At 56.0% G+C, this 20,132-nt stretch carries 12 protein-coding genes; 4 read left to right on the forward strand and 8 right to left on the reverse strand.

Going from position 1 to position 20,132, the window contains the following annotated elements; all coding sequences use genetic code 11:
* Positions 1-70 precede the first annotated feature (70 nt).
* Entirely contained in the window at positions 71-1,174 is a 1,104-nt protein-coding gene (locus G8770_RS18280; RefSeq protein ID WP_167190294.1) for a 2-thiouracil desulfurase family protein, read from the forward strand.
* Positions 1,175-1,248: 74 nt separating this feature from the next.
* Complete coding sequence (locus tag G8770_RS18285) at positions 1,249-2,685, forward strand: cryptochrome/photolyase family protein (protein ID WP_167190297.1); 1,437 nt, start codon at positions 1,249-1,251, stop codon at positions 2,683-2,685.
* Between the two features lie 24 nt (positions 2,686-2,709).
* On the opposite strand, the gene G8770_RS18290 is transcribed toward G8770_RS18285, so the two are convergent.
* The 3 genes from G8770_RS18290 to G8770_RS18300 all read right to left on the reverse strand — a co-directional run bounded on the left by G8770_RS18290 (position 2,710) and on the right by G8770_RS18300 (position 7,559).
* Positions 2,710-3,825, reverse strand: a complete 1,116-nt coding sequence (locus G8770_RS18290) for a DmpA family aminopeptidase (protein ID WP_167190300.1) — start codon at positions 3,823-3,825, stop codon at positions 2,710-2,712.
* 144 nt (positions 3,826-3,969) lie between these two features.
* Positions 3,970-5,121: an MFS transporter gene (locus tag G8770_RS18295; protein ID WP_167190303.1), complete on the reverse strand. Its 1,152-nt coding sequence runs from the start codon at positions 5,119-5,121 to the stop codon at positions 3,970-3,972.
* 260 nt (positions 5,122-5,381) lie between these two features.
* A complete protein-coding gene (locus G8770_RS18300) occupies positions 5,382-7,559 on the reverse strand; it encodes a TonB-dependent receptor (RefSeq protein WP_167190306.1) in 2,178 nt (725 codons plus the stop codon).
* 257 nt (positions 7,560-7,816) lie between these two features.
* Between G8770_RS18300 and qhpR the strand changes: the two genes are divergently transcribed.
* The gene (qhpR, locus tag G8770_RS18305) at positions 7,817-8,857 is read left to right on the forward strand and encodes an AraC-like transcriptional regulator QhpR (RefSeq protein WP_167190309.1); all 1,041 of its coding nucleotides are present in this window, start codon (positions 7,817-7,819) and stop codon (positions 8,855-8,857) included.
* 375 nt (positions 8,858-9,232) lie between these two features.
* On the opposite strand, the gene G8770_RS18310 is transcribed toward qhpR, so the two are convergent.
* The 3 genes from G8770_RS18310 to G8770_RS18320 all read right to left on the reverse strand — a co-directional run bounded on the left by G8770_RS18310 (position 9,233) and on the right by G8770_RS18320 (position 14,943).
* Entirely contained in the window at positions 9,233-11,170 is a 1,938-nt protein-coding gene (locus G8770_RS18310; protein ID WP_167190312.1) for a DUF3604 domain-containing protein, read from the reverse strand.
* A 445-nt stretch (positions 11,171-11,615) separates the two neighbouring features.
* Positions 11,616-13,412 (reverse strand): sodium-extruding oxaloacetate decarboxylase subunit alpha, encoded by a 1,797-nt coding sequence (oadA, locus tag G8770_RS18315; RefSeq protein ID WP_167190315.1) that lies wholly within the window; start codon positions 13,410-13,412, stop codon positions 11,616-11,618.
* A 115-nt stretch (positions 13,413-13,527) separates the two neighbouring features.
* Positions 13,528-14,943 carry an acetyl-CoA carboxylase biotin carboxylase subunit gene (locus G8770_RS18320; protein ID WP_167190318.1) on the reverse strand — a complete coding sequence of 472 codons (1,416 nt, stop codon included), beginning with the start codon at positions 14,941-14,943 and terminating at the stop codon, positions 13,528-13,530.
* Positions 14,944-15,186: 243 nt separating this feature from the next.
* On the opposite strand from G8770_RS18320, the gene G8770_RS18325 reads away from it, so the two are divergent.
* Positions 15,187-16,167 carry a LysR family transcriptional regulator gene (locus G8770_RS18325; protein ID WP_167190321.1) on the forward strand — a complete coding sequence of 327 codons (981 nt, stop codon included), beginning with the start codon at positions 15,187-15,189 and terminating at the stop codon, positions 16,165-16,167.
* Positions 16,168-16,236: 69 nt separating this feature from the next.
* On the opposite strand, the gene G8770_RS18330 is transcribed toward G8770_RS18325, so the two are convergent.
* On the reverse strand, positions 16,237-17,613 hold the full coding sequence (locus G8770_RS18330) for a class II fumarate hydratase (RefSeq protein WP_167190324.1): 1,377 nt from the start codon (positions 17,611-17,613) through the stop codon (positions 16,237-16,239).
* Positions 17,614-17,861: 248 nt separating this feature from the next.
* The gene (locus G8770_RS18335; RefSeq protein ID WP_167190327.1) at positions 17,862-19,745 is read right to left on the reverse strand and encodes a diguanylate cyclase; all 1,884 of its coding nucleotides are present in this window, start codon (positions 19,743-19,745) and stop codon (positions 17,862-17,864) included.
* Between the last annotated feature and the right edge of the window lie 387 nt (positions 19,746-20,132).

The following is a 20,132-nucleotide window of genomic DNA, read 5'->3' on the forward strand; positions in this document are numbered from 1 at the left end:
GCCATCAAAGATCATTGACCCTCGCTGACAGCGCATTGATCCACAGCACTTTTGCACCGGAGAAATCACCATGAACCACGAATCAGTCATTGCCAGCGACCGGTCTACTCAACAGTCCTCGACTAAACTGCCCTCTGACACCGCTTCCAGCCTGCCCACCCAATCCCGGAGTGAACTGCAGGTTGGCCTGAGCGCGTGCCTTGCCGGGCAGCCTGTGCGCTACAACGGTGGGCACAGCCAGTCGCGGCTGTGCCTGAACCTGCTGAGCCAGCATTTTCACTTTCGCACCTTTTGCCCGGAAGTGGCCGCAGGCTTCGGCACACCCCGCCCCACCCTGCGACTGATCGGGGACCCTGAGAACCCTCAGCTTGCGTATAGCAGTGCCAAAAAATCGGCCAGCCCGCTCGACAACAACAGTCCGTCACAGAGCCACCCGGATGAAGACCTGACCCGGCAATTGACCGAGGGTTTCAAAGAGAAACTGGAGGAGTTTCATGACCTGGACGGGTATATCCTGATGAAGAACTCTCCCAGTTGCGGTCTCGAACGAGTCAAGGTGTATCAGTCTAACGGTTACCCGCACCGGGAGCGGGCTCAGGGGCTGTTTGCCCACGCCTTGCAACAACGCTATCCGCTGATGCCCATAGAAGAAGAGGGCCGCTTGCACGATGCCAAACTGTTTGAAAATTTTGTGCTGCGCTTGTACGCCTACCACAACTTTCGCAAAGAGGTGCTGAGCAACCCCAGCATGGGCAATTTGATTGCCTTTCACAGCAGCTATAAATACATTTTGATGGCCCACCACCAGCCCAGCTACAAATCCCTGGGGCGTTTATTAGGGTATCAGCAAACCCCCAAAACCGAGTCGGAAACCCGCGCCGTCATTGACGAGTACTTCCCGATGTTTATGCAGGCGCTGTCGAAACCCGCCAACAAAAAAAATCACACCAACACCCTGTACCACATACTGGGCTACCTGAAAAAAACCGTGCCCTCAACGGCCCGGCAAAACATCGTCGACATCATCACCCATTATCAGCAAGGTGTGGTGCCGCTCATCACGCCACTGACGCTGCTCAAGCATTACATTGATCAATACGGTTCCGACTACATCCGTAAACAGCGCTACCTGCAGCCATACCCTTACAGCCTGGGTTGCGCCAACCGCTTGTAGCCACTTGTGGTTCATGAAGGTCACTGCGGTAGCAACCTGCCGTTGCATAAACCCATTTTTAATGAGCCTTAGCTATGTCTGACTCCATCAGTATCCACTGGTTTCGCCAGGATCTTCGCCTCGCCGACAACCCGGCCCTGACTGCGGCAGCCGACAGTGATCAGGTGCTGCCGGTGTACATCCTGGACGATCAGCACAGCGGAGAGTTTGCTCCGGGCGAAGCCAGCCAGTGGTGGTTGCACCACTCGCTGGCATCACTGAATCAATCCCTGAACGCCAAGCTCAACCTTTATAAGGGTGATCCTCTGACGATCCTGATTGAGCTGTGTTGTCGCCTGAATGTCACCAAAGTGTTTTGGAACCGCTGCTACGAACCCTGGCAGATGAGTCGCGACATCCAGATCAAGCAGCTGCTTAATGGCGCCGGTATTCACGCGCAAAGTTTCAATGCGTCCCTGTTGAGTGAACCCTGGACTGTGCTGAAGAATGACAACACCCCTTACAAGGTGTTCACGCCTTATTATCAGCGCGCCTACGCCACGGCCCAACCCGACAGCGTCGCGCTGCCCGCCCCCGCGTCGTTAAACTGTCTGCACGATGACCGCCAGAGCCTGCCTCTGGATGACCTGCAGCTGCAGCCCAACGTTTGCTGGTACGGGGGATTGGAAAAAAGCTGGTGCCCCGGTGAACAAGGTGCCCAGACAGCACTGCACGGGTTTCTGGAACATGGCTTGGCACACTACAAAGAGGGGCGAGACTTTCCCGCCCAGGACAATGTGTCGCGGCTCTCACCACACCTGCATTTCGGCGAAATATCTCCGCAACAGGTTTGGCGCCACGCGGACAAAACGGTGGACGGCAATAACATCGAACACTTCAAGCGTGAATTGATGTGGCGTGAGTTCTCCTATTACCTGCTGTACCACTGGCCGAAGCTGCCGCGGGAAAATCTCAAAAGCGCGTTTGACCACTTTCCCTGGCAGGACAACCCCGCCTGGCTGTCCCTGTGGCAACAGGGGCTGACCGGCTATCCGCTGGTCGATGCCGGCATGCGAGAGCTGTGGCAGACCGGCTTTATGCACAACCGGGTGCGCATGGTCACCGCGTCTTTTTTAGTGAAAAACCTGCTGATTCACTGGCGCCATGGCGCCGCCTGGTTTTGGGATTGTCTGGTCGACGCCGACCTGGCCAGCAACAGCGCCAGCTGGCAATGGGTGGCGGGGTGCGGCACCGACGCCTCACCCTATTTCAGAATTTTTAACCCCGTCACCCAGGGCGAAAAATTTGACCCGGACGGCGCCTATACCCGCCGCTTTGTGCCGGAACTGCAACACCTGCCGGACAAATACTTGTTCAAACCCTGGGAGGCGCCCGCCGAGGTATTGGAGAACGCCCGTGTCACCCTGGGGGAGGATTACCCGATGCCCGTGGTCGATATCAAGACCTCTCGGCAAACCGCTCTGGACGCCCTGCAAGCGTCCAAAGACTTCCAGCAGGAGTTCGCCCACTAAAGATCAAGGGAAACCGTCTACGGCTCAATCGACCAAACGATTGTACTGCCGCATCACCGCCTGCAACGCGCGATGGTCAATGGCATCCAGGGTGTGTCCGGCCGGCTTGAAGGTCGGCACCGTCTCCGCCGCCACCATGGCATTGAGCACGGCCTCTTCCACGGCCTGCACCGCCGCTTCGTGGATGACATCACAATGGGCATCGTTCACCGCTTCCATGGTGAACGAGCGCGGCTGCTCCGCTCCCAGCGCCGGCATGTGAAAATCGTTGGCAGTCGAAAAGGCGAGCATAATATCGCCCGAAAAATGTCCGCCGTAACTGCCCGTGCGGCCAATGCCCATGGCGCCCCGCTTGGCCAGTCGCTGCAACTGAATGGGCAGCATGGGCACGTCGGTTGCCAGAATGACAATGATGGATCCGGTCTCATGCCCGGTGGTCCCGGACACCAACGCGTTTTCTGTCAGGTGCTGGCCCACTGGCACGCCGCAGACGCTGAACTCCGGTCGCAAACCGTAATTCGACTGCACAAACGCCGCCACGGTGTAGCCCTGCCCCATGATATCAATAACCCGCGAGCTGGTGCCCGAACCGCCTTTGAACTCATAGGTTTGCATGCCGGCTCCGCCACCGACATTGCCTTCGTCAATCGCACCGGTGGTGGCGGAGTTCAAAGCTTCCAGCACGTGCTCTTGTGTAACGTGCTGCCCCCGAATGTCATTCACCATACCGTCATAGGTTTCGGCAATGACCGGCATGGCCCAGGAATGATACTCATCGTAATACTCGCGGTACTGCTCGATCATCCACGCCGTGGTGGCATGGTGCGCAACACCGACAGAGTGCGTATTGGTAATGCAAATAGGGCTGAGGAAATACCCGGCATCCTGAATCCAGTGGGAACCGGTCAACTCGCCATTACCATTGAGATCAAATTGCCCCGCCCAGACCGGGTTGGGTTGCTGCTGGCGGCCGCGTGGCAAAATGGCCGTGACGCCGGTATAAATCTGATGACCAGTCTGCGCGGCTCGTCCCATAATGGTGCTATAGCCGACTTCGACGCCGGGAACATCGGTGATGGCATTCCACCGACCCGGGGTGCCGGACAACGGTAACCCTAAATCTCTTGCTCTTGGCTTCATCGTGTTGTTCTCTTAATGATCGACAGGCTAACGGTGTTCCGAGATACGGCCTGCAGGCACCATGCGTTGATAACCTCCGCATTGCGCTTTTTAAAAAGTAAGGGGGATGCCCGGCTTAACGCCGCACACCTTATACAGCAACTGTTATGCGGCCACCGTTTTTCGGTTGGGGTGTTTAATGGCCGCGAAGACAAACAACAGCAGACTGAGAGTGACGCCGGCGATCGCCAGGACATTCACGGCAAAGAAGTTATCGGCGCTGACAAACAGCGCCGCCACACCCGGCCCGACGGCGGCTCCCAGGGCGTGAAAAGCCGGAGCGGCTGCCACACTGCGACCACTGTCATCAGCGGCATTGACGGCCGCGTATTGATACGCCAATGAAAAATTCCAGCTGAAGTTATACAGCGCCAGTGCCAGCAAATAGCTTTTTTCATCGATACGGCCCACCAACATCAGCAACGCCCCCACCATGATCAGCGCCCCCACGGCCAGGGGAAGTAAGCGACCATAACGCTCACCACACCAGGACGCCAGCAAGGCGCCGGGCACACCAAACGCCACACCAACGGCCAGACTTTCACCAATTACGGCAGGCGAAAAGCCACTGTCGGCGCCCATTCTTTCGATGTAGGTCCACACCACACCCACGTTAAAGAAAAACATAAAGCAGCCCAGCAGGGCGAACAGAACCGCCGAGCTGACAACCCGTTTTTTCTCAACGGACGTCGGCATCACCAGACCCGAGGCCGGCAGCCACCACAACAATACGAGCGCCACAACCTCCAGGCCAATCAGTAACCCCAGCACTGCCTCAAGCCCGTATTGCGCCACCACCACCGGCAAGCCCAGCAAGCCGACAATCTGAAAACTCACCTGCGCCGCCACAGAAAAACCAAAACACCGATCCGCCTGCGGGTGATCGGACAACACCGTCAGGGCAATGGAATAGGCGGCACCGCCGCCCACCCCCACCAGACATTGCAACACCACAAACGCGGGAAAACTGGTCACCCAAAGGCTCAACACATTGCCACACAACATCGCGCCCAGGGCCAGCAACGCCGACCACTGCCAATTGACTTTGCGTATCCAAAAAATGGCGGCCACCGAACTGAGCGCCGAGCCGCCCATGATGAACGTTGCCAAAAAGCCAATCTGCGACTCTGTCAGCGCAAACCGCTGGGCCACCGCACCGACAAACAGCGGCAGGATCAGAAAGCCGGCCATGGCGATGACACTCACCAGAACGCCGGCAGTGACAGAGGATGAACTTTGAACGGTGTGCTGTTTCACACAGCCCCCTTTACTTAATAAGAAAAAATGATCGGCTTAGTCACCGCGAATGAACGGGTGTCTAAAACACAAACGGCTAGAGAGATGTCTTACCTTAGCGATTGACATAACCCTAACCGTTTTCAAAAGCACTGTCGTCCCCCCCAACCCAATCTGTATTTTAAGGCTTGTTTTGGGGCTTGTTTTAAGACTGTACAACAACGGTTGTACAGCTTCAGCGTAAAACACGCACTTAGGTCTTCACAGCCCTAGCCTGGGTGTTAAAAACGATAGCCCACTTCAACCCCAAAAGTACGCGGCTCACCGATCAGACGCTCAAGTCCACTGGTTTGAGCACCGTAGAACAGTGGCGTCACCGGGTATTTCCACAACAGAGCGTCGTACTCTTCATCGGTGAGATTCTTCGCCCACAAATGTACCGACAGTGAATCATCCGCGGTCACATAACCAATGCGCCCGTTGAGCAAAAAGCGCTGTTCCACCACCAGGTCCGGATCATTGACCGCATCGGTGAAATAGTTGTCCCGAGCGGTCCAGTCCAGATGGGCATTAAACGCGCTGCCATTGCTCAGCGGGAAGGTGTAATCCACATTGGCTGACGCCGTCCAGTCGGAGACCAGTTGCAATTTATTCCCCTTGCAGCTGGTATTCTCACCGGCACAGCCGTCGTATGCGGTGTACTCGTGATCCAGCAGCCCGAGGCTAAGCCCCAACGCCAGATTTTCGGTGGCCAGCCACTCCACTTCCAATTCCAGCCCGTCAATTTGCGACTCACCGGCATTGGTGGTGGTGAAACCCAGCCCCAACAGCTGTCCCACCTGCATGTCCGTATAATCGGTACGGAAAACAGCGCCATTCACCTTCAAGCGACGCTCAAAGAACATGCCCTTCACACCCAGCTCGTAGGAGATTGCCTCCTCCGGGCCAAACACAAACGCATTGACGTCGGTAAAGTCGATAATGTCGGTCTGGAAGCCGCCGCTCTTGACCCCCTGGCGCACCGAGGCGTAGGCGTTGATCGATTCGTTGATGGCGTAACCCAGACTGATGTCACCCGACCAGGCATCATCCTGCTGACTGGGGCTGAACACCACATCGGCGAAACCCAGGCCCACGTTATCGACCTGGGAGTATTCGCTGTCTTTTTCTTCATCGGTGTAACGCAGACCCACACTCAAGGTCAGCGCGTCCGTCAGATAAAAGTTGGCGGTGCCAAACAGCGCCCAGGACTCACTGTTGACGCTACTGTTCACAATGATCCCCGTCTGGGTGTCCGGGTAACCGACCACACTGGTGCTGCGCAGGGCATCCACCTCCTGATCCATGTAGTAATAACCGACCACATAGTCAAAATTGTCGGCCGAGGGCGAGGCGATACGAATCTCCTGGCTGAAGGTGTCCGAGTTGTCTTCAAACTGGGAATAAGAGAGCGTGTACGGGCCCGCATCGTCATCGGCCTGCAAAATGAAATCGGCCGAGCGCTGGGAGGTAATGGACGTCAGGGTATGACCCGAGGGCAGGTCCCAGTTGACGGTCACCGAGGTGCCGCCGGACTCAATGCGCTCGCGGTTGGGGTCATTCTGATTGGTTTTATACGGATCAGGCTGGTACCAGCCGGAGCCGGGCTCCAGAGTATTCAACACCGGCTCCAGCGTCATACCAAACAGCTGGTCGTTGTCCTGCTCCAGATAATCGGCGGAGAGGGTGATTTCCAGGCTTTCGGTCGGCGTCCAGTAAAGCGCTCCACGCCCGCCCACACGGTCATCACTCATGTAGGAATCACCGTCGTAGAGGTTGTCGACGTAGCCGTCCTGCTGATAGGAGAAGCCACTGATTTTACCGGACAAAACCCCGTCGATGATCGGGCCGGCCACACTGCCCTGAATATCCTGACGCTCGTAGTTACCGAGAGACAGCTTGATCTGGCCTTGCAGTTCTTCCGATGGCTTTTTGGTGGTGATGTTGATCGCCCCGGCAATGGTGTTACGACCAAACAGCGAGCCCTGTGGCCCGCGCAGCACTTCGACCTGCTGAATATCATTCATGGGGAAATTAAAGGCGGCGGGACGACCGGCATACACGCCGTCAATGTACACCCCGAGGCCACTCTCCTGACCGGCGTTGCGGGTCACACTGACAATGCCACGCATACCCCAGGAATTGAGCGAGTTACCATTCGGGTCCATCGCCAGATTGGGCACGCTGCCCACCAAGTCGCCCATGGCCGTAGCCCCCATGGCTTCAATTGCCATCTCCCCCATCGAGCTGATGGCAATGGGGATGTCTTCGGCACTTTCTTCCCGCTTGCGGGCGGTGACAACCACTTCTTCCAGAGCGAAGCCTTTCCCCTGGGCATAAACCGGCGAGACGCCAGCGATGGCTCCAGTCAGAGCGGCAAAGGCCGTGGCTCGATATAATTTTGGCAGTTGATTTTTCATGGTTCAAGATCCTGTAGATATAGATTTTATGATTATGAAACTCTTCAGTTATCTCTCTCTTCTGTTATTATTCTGCCAATAACCCTTTTTTCAGCAGCCTCCCTGTCGCATCGCGGCCCTCATCACGACGACCACGCGACCTGCAGAGAAGTTTATTATTCTTTACATACGTGTTTCACCCCATACTAGAGCAGCTAAAACCCGGACACATAGGCTCACCATGCCAAGTTTTGGCACCGCCAGCATAGAAGCCCAACATGAACACTGACGCACCGCTACATCAATCGCGCATCAACGCTGTCTATTCAAAGCTGCTGTTCCGCCATATGGAAAGAGCCCATGCGGATGTAGACCAGTTTCTGGCCAAATTGCAATTACAGCGCTCGGACTTTGAATCCGACGATGACCAGATCCCCATGTCGACGTTTCTGCTGCTGATGGAAGAAGCCGCCAAATACTTGCAAGACCCCAACCTGGGACTGCATTTTTATCAGGGGTTCGATCAACGGGAGCAAGGTGTGCTGGGCTACGCCCTGGTCAATTGCAAAACCCTGGGGGAGGCCATCAATCTGGTGGTGCGCTATTACTGTCTGTTTCAAAATGACATGTCCTACGAACTCGCCATCCACGACGACAAGGCCTTTCTGTCCTATGAGGTAACCGCCAAGCATTTACCCCCCAGCCGTCAGGATTCGGAAATGACCCTGATGGCCGTCGTGGTTCTCATCCGCCAATCCGTGGACGCCGGCTGGTCGCCGCTGGAGGCACATTTTCAACACCCGGCCCCCGCCAATCTCGATGAACACAAGCGTGTGTTGTGTGACAAACTGCTGTTCAACCAAGCCAAAAATCAACTGGTGTTCGACCCGCAGATTCTGCAATCGACACTGAAAAACGCCGACCTATTGCTCAGCCAGTCACTCACTACAACGCTGGAAGAAATACTCAAACTGCGTCAGGGGTCGTCGGAGAATCAGTGGCTGAACACACTGCGCAATCACATCATCGACAGCCTCAACCAGGGCGCGCCGGCGATTGAAGACATTGCCGACAAAATGCACATGAGTCGCAGAACCCTGCAACGAAAAGTCTCCCAGGAAGGGATTACCTTTAAAGATCTGGTGGAAAATACGCGACAGGAACTGGCGACGAATTACCTCAGCGCTTCCGATATGCCACTGCAGGATATTGCCTTTCTGCTCGGCTACTCAGACATCAATTCGTTCAACCGGGCGTTTAAACGCTGGACTCAACACACGCCGCACGAATACCGGACACTGCGCCGAACCCAGCGCTAATCCCAATACCCGGTGGCGAGTGACTAGAAACTAGTGGCTAGAAACCAGGAACTGGAAACGAAACACCCACAGCGGTGCTGTTAGGGAGCACCGGCGCAGCAGTCTAGGCGGCGGTCATAACGGTATCCATAGCGTGAAATCAACAGACTCCCGCCCGGTATAACGCACCATGGATTACCGGAATTATTGTGACAATTATTGGAGGGAGATAGCGCTATTGTATCTGAGACAACGGTTTTGCACAGGGCCTTTCCTATAGGGCGATTCACCTTTTTCTACGGATCGGGGTTGAGCCGAAACGCCAGGGCCAGGCCCGGTGTGACCATAGCCTTGAGCCCACTGCCAACCAGGGCTCAAGCCGGACGTCCGCTGCTCTTAAGGGGTGTACCAGATCGGCGAGCTGAACGCCCGCTCCTGATGCACCAGCGGGACCTCGTCAGACATCGCCGAACCAAAACGTACCTTGTCGTACAGCGTCCAGCGCGGGGTGGGGATTTCCAGCACCCGCACATAGTAAAAAGCCTGCTGCTGCGCCTCAAAGTCCGGGTCTTTAAACACGCCGATCAACTCGGTGGCGCCGATGCTATTGGTGTACTCGGCCGTCTCCAGGTTGACCGTATTGCCCACCGGAGGCAGCTTGCCGTTCGCGCCGCGCTTGCGATCGCCAGACCATTTAACGTCATAGATTTTTTCGTGGGTTTTTCCGTCGTCACTGAGCCAGCCTTTGACAATCTGCACCCGATCGAGATTGGCCCCATCGGGATCTTTCATGGCCGCGACGATAAACGTGGGCGCTTGTTGACCGCTCGCTTTTGACAGCATGCCGCCCATCGGCACCCCTTTGCGGTACCCCCGCTGGATCATGTTGTTGCCCAGGTCTTCAGCCACAAAGTTGAAGCCACCAAAAAAGCGCAGCTGTATTCGAGGGCCGGTGGTGGCGTAAGTCTCTTTGCGTTTCAGCGCATCCCAAATCGCGGTGCGGGTATTTTCCCGGGCCCACACCCCGGTCACACCGGACGCGGCCTGCTCCCAGCCCGCATAGCTGTCCGTGGGTCCGCTCAATAGGGGGAAGTTCCAGCGGTCTTTGCGTGGCTCCAGGGTTTTAAACTTTCCGAAAAAATTATCTTCATCGGCGGTCGATAACCCGGTGTGGGTGTCGGTGCCGCCATCGGCGCCATACAAAAACGGATTGACCCCCAACTCGCTCTTAAGACGCATGCCCGACTTTAACGCCTCGCGCCAGTATTCGTATTGAAAAGAGTTCTCTGGCTTGGGCTTTAAAATCAGGTTGCCCCGGTCCCACAAATCCCAATTGGCAAATTCGTCGTCAGGCGACAGCAGAGGGTGGGATTCACTCTGGCCTTTAATCTGGGAGAGTTCATACAGGGGCTCATACTTGGCCCGCAGTTGCGCCCACTCTTTGGTGAGAGGCGAGCCGTCAAACTGCTTTTCCTCAAACATTCGGCCATTCGACATGTTGCCATTGTGCGGAATGGCGAGCACCTGGCCTCCGGTTTTGTTTTCATAGTCCGCCATCCATTGCCAGAGATCGTAAGGGTCCTGAGTCTGAAACGTGGTCAGGGGCAGAACTTGTCCCGCTTTATCCGCCTTGTCACGGAAAATTACATTGCGGTGCAGGTTATCCCCGCCGTTGGCGTTGACCGTCCATTCAAAGGCAATCATGGTGGTAAACCTTCCCGGCTGGTCGTACTTTTCAGCGGCCTCAAGCGTTTTTTCCCACGCCGACGTCATCCACTTGGGGTCCATGACGGCTTGCGGCAACGTGCCTTCGGACTGCATGACAATCAATTCACTTTTGGCGTCTGCTGCCGCCTCTCCCCCCTGGGGAATGGCTTCGCTCCAGCGTTTCAAAATGGGGTTTTTCATCATCTCCGGGTGCTTCGCGACAATCTCGTTGATGACCCCCATCCCATCGGAGTGATCGGTCACCATAAACCAGTCATAAGGACGTTTCAGTTTGGCCTTTAAGCCAGAGTTGGTGGTGATCTCCTCCCCGAGGGCAAATCGATAGGCGTCAGCGGGGGTTAAAATGGCGCCATCCATACCCGCATCCGCAGACCAGCCAGTATGCACGTGGGTGTCTCCAAACCATACCTGTGTTGGATACTCATCACTCCTGGGTCCGGAGCTGTCGGCAAAAATGGCGGCTGACGCCAGCAGCGCGACAACCCCCACAAAGGACAGCTTGGCGGTGGCTTTTGAGGTGTTCGCTGAGCCGGAGAGCGGCTTGTTTTGTGCCCTTTTTATGCGGGCATGCCCTTGTGTTTGAATGGGTTCTTTTAAAGAAGTCATCACTGGCACCTTTGGCGATAAAAAAAATAACGATGGGACGATCAACGAATATAACACTGGCAATCTAGCACACTTACTGGAGTTAAAGTGTAGGCGTGATGCCGTTAAACGGTAGTTAAAATCCAGGCATGCTGGCGTTAAACCCAGGCGCGGCCGCAAAAAAGTCCTACCCGCGCTGGGCTTTAGGCGCACAACTGCGCGTTTTTTGACGCACGGATCCCCACTCACATTAAACGTAGGCGGCTGACCTTTTTGAGTTAGGCCGTTGAATCATTGAAGGTGTCCAGCATAGCCGCTAGCGTCGCCTTCTGACCGGCAAAAAAAACCACCGCCCGAGGGCGATGGTATGGTGGCAAGACTCCGGCTAGCGGACACTAGGGGAGCAATTTATCCATCCCAAGACGTGAAACATTCTTTTCTGAACACAAGGTGGACCTGAAAACCGTTAGCCGATTTCCAACAGGATATCCCCCGGGGTGATGCGATCGCCCTTTTCCACATGTATCGCCACCACGGTGCCGCTGATGGTCGCCTGAATTTCCGTTTCCATCTTCATGGCTTCGGTAATGAACAGCGCGGTGCCCGCCTCAACTGACTGGCCTTCGTGCACCAGCACTTCGACAATGTTACCCGGCATGGCGGTGGTCACGTGGCCCGGCTGGCTGGCTTTGGTCCGCTTGCCCTGCCCAGCCTGAGGCTGAAAGCTGTTCAATGGTTCGAACACGATTTCTTCCGGCACGCCGTCGAGAGTCAGGTAAATACGACGCTGACCCGACGATGTGTTGCCCACGCCGGTAATCACCACATCGTGCTGTTCACCGTGGACATCGATGTTGAATTCCGTCGGCACGCCTTCGCTGCTGGCGTGCTGACCATTGCCAATCGGTAACAACACTTCCGGCTGCAAGGTACCCGCCGCACGCTCTTCCAGAAACTTGCGGCCGATGTCCGGGAACATCGCATAGGTCAACACATCCTCGTCGCTTTGCGCCAGAGACCCGACCTCCTCGCGCAAGGCTTTGAGCTCGGGTTTGAGCTCATCCGCCGGACGGCCGTCAATCACCGGCTCATTGCCAATGGCTTTCTTCTGCACCTCCGCATTCACGGCCGCCGGCGGCTGACCGTAGCCACCGGCCAGGTAGCGTTTGACTTCGTTGGTGATGGACTTGTAACGCTCGCCAGTCAACACGTTCAGCACCGCCTGGGTGCCGACAATTTGCGATGAGGGCGTGACCAGTGGCGGAAAACCCAGGTCTTCGCGCACCCGCGGAATTTCCGCAAACACATCGCGGATACGGTCCAGCGCGTTCTGTTCTTTCAGCTGGTTGGCCAGGTTGGACATCATGCCGCCCGGCACCTGATTGATTTGCACAGAGACGTCTTCGTGGGTGAACTCACTTTCGAACTGGTGGTATTTTTTTCGCACCTCGCGAAAATAATCGGCAATTTCCTGCAGTAATGTCAGGTCGAGGCCGGTGTCCCATTGCGTGCCGCGCAACGCCGCCACCTGGGATTCCGTGGAGGGGTGACTGGTGCCGCCGGCAAACGAGGAAATCGCGGTATCAATGTGATCCACCCCGGCCTCAATCGCTTTCATCTGACACAGCGGTGCCAGGCCGGCGGTACTGTGAGAGTGCAGGAACAGCGGCAAATCCACGGCCCCCTTGATCGCCTTCACCAGGTCATAGGTCGCGTAGGGGGTCAGCAAACCGGCCATGTCTTTGATGGCAATAGAGTCGGCGCCCATGTCACGCAGGTCTTTCGCTTGCTGAATGTAGAGCTCGGTGGTGTGAACCGGGCTGGTGGTGTAACAGATCGTTCCCTGGGCGTGTTTGCCGGCCGCCTTTACCGCCTTGATGGCGGTTTCGAGGTTGCGCAGGTCGTTCAGTGCATCAAATACGCGGAACACATCGATGCCATTGGCGGCGGCTTTTTCCACAAACGCCGACACCACATCGTCGGCATAATGACGATAACCCAACAAGTTCTGGCCACGCAGCAACATTTGCAGGCGGGTATTGGGCAACGCCGCGCGCAACTGACGCAGACGTTCCCAGGGGTCTTCTTTCAAGAAGCGCACACAGGCGTCAAAGGTTGCACCGCCCCACACCTCCAAAGACCAGTAACCCACTTGATCCAGCTTGTCGCAGATCGGCAACATGTCCTCGGTGCGCATGCGCGTGGCAATCAGCGATTGATGGGCATCGCGCAGAATCACATCGGTTACGTTAATTTTGCTCATGACATTCCTCTCCAGATTCTTTTCAGTCGGCACGGCTTTCTCTACAGGGTCAGCCATCACCCAAGTCGGTACAGGCCGGTTGTTTCAGGCCAAGTTGGTTACACATCCAAGCAGGTTACAGGCCGGCGTGAGCGGCAATAGCCGTCGCGATCACCAGCGCCAGCTCATTGGGTTGGCGCTTCTCGGAGTAGTGCTGCAGCTCCGGGTGATTAGGCACAAAACTGGTATTAAACTGACCGCTGCGGAATTCCGGATTATTGAGGATTTCCTGATAATAGGTCGCCGTGGTTTTAATGCCCTGCAAGCGCATATCCGCCAGTGCCCGTTGGCCCCGGTCCAGCGCGTCCTCCCAATTCAGAGCCCACACGATCAGCTTCAAACACATGGAGTCAAAGTACGGCGGGATGGTGTAGCCGGTATAAATCGCGGTATCCACCCGCACCCCCGGACCACCCGGTGCGTAGTAACGGGTGATCTTGCCAAAGCTGGGCAGAAAGTCGTTTTTGGGGTCTTCGGCATTGATGCGAAACTGCAGGGCAAACCCCCGATATTGAATGTCTGCTTGCGCGTAGCGAAGTTTTTCTCCGGCCGCGATGGCAATTTGCTCGCGCACAATATCCACCCCGGTAATCTGTTCCGTGATGGTGTGCTCGACCTGCACCCGGGTGTTCATTTCCATGAAGTAGGTGCCCTCATCGGTCACCAGAAACTCCACCGTACCGGCGTTTTCATAACCGACCGCCTTGGCCGCTTTGACCGCCAGATCGCCAATATGCTGGCGGTGCTCGTCGGACAACTGCGGGCTGGGCGCGATCTCAATCAGCTTTTGATTCCGCCGCTGAATCGAACAGTCACGCTCAAACAAATGAATGGCATTGCCATGACGGTCCGCCAGCACCTGCACTTCAATGTGGCGCGGATCGACAATGCACTTCTCCAGAAAGACATCCGCTGAACCAAACGCCTTGGTCGCCTCTGAAATGACACGTGGGTATTGCTGACGCAGCTCTGCGGCGGAATCACAGCGTCGAATCCCGCGCCCACCGCCCCCGGATGTGGCTTTCAGCATCACCGGGTAACCGAGGGTTTCCGCGACGGACAGGGCCTCATCCAGATCGGCCAGATTGCCATCGGTGCCTGGCGTTACCGGCACTCCGGCGGCCGTCATCGCGGTACGTGCGGCGGTTTTATCGCCCATGCGGGCAATCACTTCGGCAGAGGGGCCGACAAAGGCCAGCCCGCGCTCGGTGCAGATGCGGGCGAAGTCGGCATTCTCAGACAAAAAACCATAACCCGGGTGAATGGCATCACAACCCGTCTCAGCGGCCAGGTTGACGATACGGCGCGGATCCAGATAGCCCGCTAACGGGTCATCGCCGATAAAGTGCGCCTCGTCCGCCCGCTTCACATGCAGCGCATAGCGATCGGGCTCGGTATAGATTGCAACAGAGCGGATCCCCATTTCCGCACAAGCGCGGATAATGCGTACTGCGATCTCACCGCGGTTGGCAATCAGCAATTTCTTGAACATGCAAAGCTCCGTTCGGTTCAGATAATGGTTTGAGCGGCTGGGTCAACCGCGCTGGTGTTAACGGTGTTGGTGTTAACAGCCCTGGTGTTATCAGCCTGGGTGTTATCAGCCTGGGTGTTATCAGCATAGCTGCGTCGATGAAGCTACGGTATCGCAATGCAACCAGTAGTTAAAATTGATATTTTTTTGGTTTACCATAAGATAAAATTTATAAGCAACCCGCCCCCTCCAGAGACCCAACCCATGCCTTACACGCTCAGCCAACTTCTGAACCGGCTCTCCTTTCGACAACTACAGGTGTTTATGGCGGTGTTTGAACGCCGAGGTTACAGCCGCGCGGCGGAAGAATTGGGTCTGACGCAACCGGCGGTCAGTGCCCAGATCCGCCAGCTGGAGCAGATTTTTAATCAGCCCCTGTTCGACTACGTGGGCAAGACCCTTCACACCACCCCGGCAGGGGATGAGCTCGCGCGCAGCATTCAACACATTTTTGGTGAATTGCAGCAACTGCAAGGCCAACTTTCGGAGCTGGAAGGCGTGATCTCAGGCAGCCTCAAGCTGGCCGCAGTGAGCACGGCCCAATATGTCGTTCCGCATTTACTGGCCGGATTTCTGAAACAATACCCCAAAGTCGAAGTGACCATGAAAGTAGTGAATCGTGCCCAGGCCATCTCAAGGCTGGCGGAAAATGCCGACGACCTGGTGATCATGGGGATGGTCCCCGAGGACAAATCCCTGTCTTTTATGCCCTTTCTCGATAATGAACTGATCCCGGTCGTGCACGCCACCCACCCTCTGGCCCAGCAGGCCCATGTCACCATCGAGGAGTTCTTCCAGCAGCCGCTGCTGTTGCGCGAACACGGCTCGGGGACTCGCCACGCCCTGGAAGCCTATTGCTCGGAACAACGTCTGGGGCTGAACTGGGTTATGGAACTGGGCTCTAACGCGGCCGTGAAGCACGGGGTGCTGGCAGATTTAGGCGTCGCGGTGATGCCGCGCTTCAGTGTGCAGCTGGAATTGCAGCAGGGTATTTTGCAGGAACTGAATATTGACGGTTTTCCCTTGCGCCGCTCCTGGTGCACCGTGCACCCCAGCCGCAAACACCTCACGCCCGCCGCCGAAGCCTTTCTCGATTACATCCGTAACAACATGGCACAGATCCAAACCCACTTTGTGAATTTCTACGGCACCAAAGGCAACCCGGCCCACATCACGGCACTGTGACACTGCCATTTATTGAAACGCCCTGAAACCCATGCCCGCCGTCGCTATTGCCGCTCTCGAACAGTACGGTCAATCCGCCGCGCCGGTCAACGATAGCGGGTTGAGCAGCGCTTCCAGTTCCGCTCGTGAGATATCCGTTTCCTCGGCGGCCACATCAATCACTGGCCGCCCCTCCAGCGCCGAGCGTTTGGCGATTTTTGCCGCGCAGTCATAACCGATGCGACGGTTTAACGCCGTGGCCAAAATCGGATTTAACGCCAGCTGGCGTTCACTGTGGGCGTCATTAAACGTAAAACTGGCAAATACCTGGGTACTCATGGATTCGCAGGCACGACTCAGCAGCACAATGGAGGTCACCAACTTATCGGCAAACAATGGCAACATGACATTCAACTGAAAATTTCCAGATTGCGCCGCGACGGTCAACGCACACTCATGCCCAATCACATCGGCGGCAATCATGGCGACAGCCTCTGGAATGACCGGGTTCACTTTACCCGGCATAATGGAAGATCCCGGCTGCAACGCCGTCAGCTGGATTTCATTCAGCCCGGCGACGGGCCCGGAGTTCATCCAACGCAAATCGTTGCACACTTTAAGCAACACGATGGCCAGATTCTTTAAGGCCGACATCACGTTCAAGGTGTGTTCCTGAGCACTCATGTACACGGCAGGCGTTACCGCCGCCGACCAGTGCACGTCGCCCTGTTGCGACAACAACTGACACACCGCCGGGGCAAATTCGGGCGGGGTGTTGACGCCTGTTCCTACCGCGGTTCCCCCCAGCGGCAACTCGTGCAAGGCCAGCTCAGCCTGAGCAATACGCTCTCTGGCTCGCTGCAGCTGTTGCCGCCACACCTGCAGCTCCTGCCCTAACGTAATCGGCATGGCATCCATTAAATGGGTGCGACCGGTTTTCACGGTGCGGGAAAATTCTTGTGCCTTTGTCGCCAAAAGGGCACTCAGCGCCTCAAGGGCCGGGTAGAGCTTTTCCCGCAGCAGTCGCACGGTACTGATCTGAATCGCCGTGGGGATCACATCGTTACTGCTTTGCCCCATATTGATATGATCGTTGGGGTGCACCTTTTTGCCGGCCACCGCGGTCGCCAAACTGGCGAGGACTTCGTTAACGTTCATATTGGAGCTGGTGCCGGAACCGGTTTGGAAAACATCAAGCGGAAACTGTTCGTCGTAATTCAGCTGTAAGGCCTGCTCTGCCGCCACCCCAATGGCTTTGGCCACCTCGGGATCCAGCAGTTTTAAGCTCGCGTTCACCTCCGCCGCACAGGCTTTAATAGCAATCAATGCATCAATGGTCTCGCCGGGAAAGCGCCGCTGCGAGTATTGAAAGTTCTCTTTGGCCCGCTGTGTTTGGGCCTGGTAGAGGGCGTCTTTTGGAACCCTCACCGGCCCCAGGCTGTCGGTTTCAATGCGGTCGTTTGTCATGTGGCGCACTCCTTTTCTTCGCGGTGTCATCATCTATCACTGTAGACAAACTGTCGTCAAATGAGTGCCACACAGCACTCATTGCGATAAGAATTAAAAAAAAGAGATTATTGACACCGGCATGGCGAGCATCCTCGTGACACGCAACGCGTTGCCGAAGTGCCTCACTGGAATTCAACCCAAAGGGCGGGTGAGTGACGCCGTGTCAATCAATACTGACAGGACTGGCCGACCATGACCTCACACGGCTATATGTCATCGGCCGACTTAACCCGGTTACGCCCTTCCTGCTTGGCCTCATAGAGTGCCGCATCGGCCTTGTAAAACAGCTCTTCAAGCGTGGCTTCTTTGCCGAAATGCGCAACCCCCACGCTGGCTGTGAAGGTAATTTCCTCACCACCCACCGGAATGCTCAGCTTACTCACCGTTTCCCGCAAGCGTTCCGCAGTCTTTAACGACGCGTCATCAGTGCCACTGAACAACAGCGCGAATTCTTCCCCCCCTAAGCGGCCAAAGATATCGATATCACGGATTTCAGCCATCAGGGTACGGGCAAACAACCGCAAGGCGTCATCCCCAACGCTATGGCCAAAGTTGTCATTGATGGCCTTGAAATGATCGATATCAAACATCAACAGGCTGAAAGCCGAGGCGTGACGCTGACTGCGATGCAGCAGCTGAGTGCCGAGACGAAAGAAGCTGCGGCGATTGTTCGCCCCCGTCAATGGATCGGTGCTCGCTTCCACCTCGGCCAGTGACTTGGCGGCTTCAAGGTCCCTGGTCCGCTCCTTAACCAGCGTTTCCAACTCCGACTTTTTGTGCTCCAGCTGTGTCAGGTATCGCAGCTCGGCGGCATTCTTCTGGTCGCGGAGTTTGTATAAATTCACGCCCATGGCAAACAGAATGACCACCATTTCGGTGTAAGAGCCCACCGCCGGCCAGTAATAGTTGCTCAGCGTGTGCTCGACATAGCCCAGGTCCCGCAATGCCTGCGACAGTAACCCCGCCACTAAAAAGGCCCAGGCCAACGCAAACACCGCGGCTTCACGAGCGCCCTGATACCAGCGCATCAAGCCGGCGATGGAGACCAGGGGGTACATCAACAACAACACCGTAATCAAAATCACCGCCACGGCCTTCTGCTCGGCCCAGGCCGCCAGCACCAGCAAACATGCGCACCACAGCATCAACAGCAACAGCCGGTCAAATCTGGGAATGCAGGTGCGGGTTTTTAAAAACAGCCGGGCGAACCAGATTCCGGTGGTAATCACCAGGGCCCCGCTGAACGAAATGTAGCGCCAGTGAAAGTGTTCAGGAATGATAAACTGATGAGTAAAGCCCGCCATCGTCCACCACATGGCAATCTTCGACAGAGCATAGAGGCAATAAGCGAAAAACAGTGCTTCACCCGTTGCCAAACCAACGGTCAAAGACACCATCGCCATGATGACGATGCCCCCCATCAGAAAGGCCAGCAGGCCGACCTCAGCCGTTTGCGCCATTCTCAAATTCTCGGCGCTCCATACCCTCAACGAGGGATAGATAAAACCGCGGTCCCCGGTTCCGTAGCGCACCAACAATTCCGTCGTTTGACCGGGCTCAAGGGTGACGGCAAACACGAAACGGTGATGAGAAACTGCTCGATCGGAAAATGAGCCATTAATGTCAAACTCGGCAATTTTCGCCATAGACCCTGGCGAGCCAATCAAGCCCTCACTGGACAGCGGCGAGCGCTGATACGCCTGCAAGTTTGCCAACTGGTGGTCGACATACTCCAGGTACAAGGTCCTTGATTGCGCTGCGGGGTTGGTTAAATAAAGGTGCCCCCAGAAAGCCCCCGGCTTTAAGCCCAGCGATTTATTCGACGTCGTCAGCGGTGAAAATTCCCCCGCCGCGAAAGCCGTAAGCGCATCATCCAGGGTTTTGTGGCCCTGCAGATCGTGCCAAAGCTCCAGGTTTGACTCGATGGTCTCGCCATTTTCATCGCCAGCCACCACCACCGGCTTAACCGCCAGAGCCTGCGTACCCAGAGCGCACAAATACAGCAACAGCAGACAACGAATTCCAGCCGCCCACCCAGAACGACCGACCCATTGAGCGCGATGAAACGACACACGGTGGCTATTAAACATAGTTTTAATTGTTCTATTGACTAATAGCTCACAGCATCAGAGCCGGAATAAGAGTATTTAGGCGACAAGAATAAGATGACGCCGCAGAAAAGTCTATCGTCGCCACAGAGGAGGGAGCCACCCGCACAGGCAGCGTTTTGTTCAGTCGTACCTTTATATTAGGAAGAAATTTACGAAAAGGAAATGCAGGAAAACCATTCGACTACTGAACGGCGAGAACTTGAACAAGTTCTTGCTCAAGCGACCCTTCATCCTGTTTCAAGCGCACACCACGGCAAAGCAACAGGGGCAGACTTCCGTGCGCAAACGGAAGTCCAACGGCCTATTGGGGACGGCGCTATTTGTGCGGCCCTGGTGACTTAGGTGGGCGATCTTGGTGACTTAGGT

The organism is Pseudomaricurvus hydrocarbonicus, assembly GCF_011602365.1.
GTDB classification, from domain to species: Bacteria; Pseudomonadota; Gammaproteobacteria; order Pseudomonadales; family Cellvibrionaceae; genus Pseudomaricurvus; species Pseudomaricurvus hydrocarbonicus.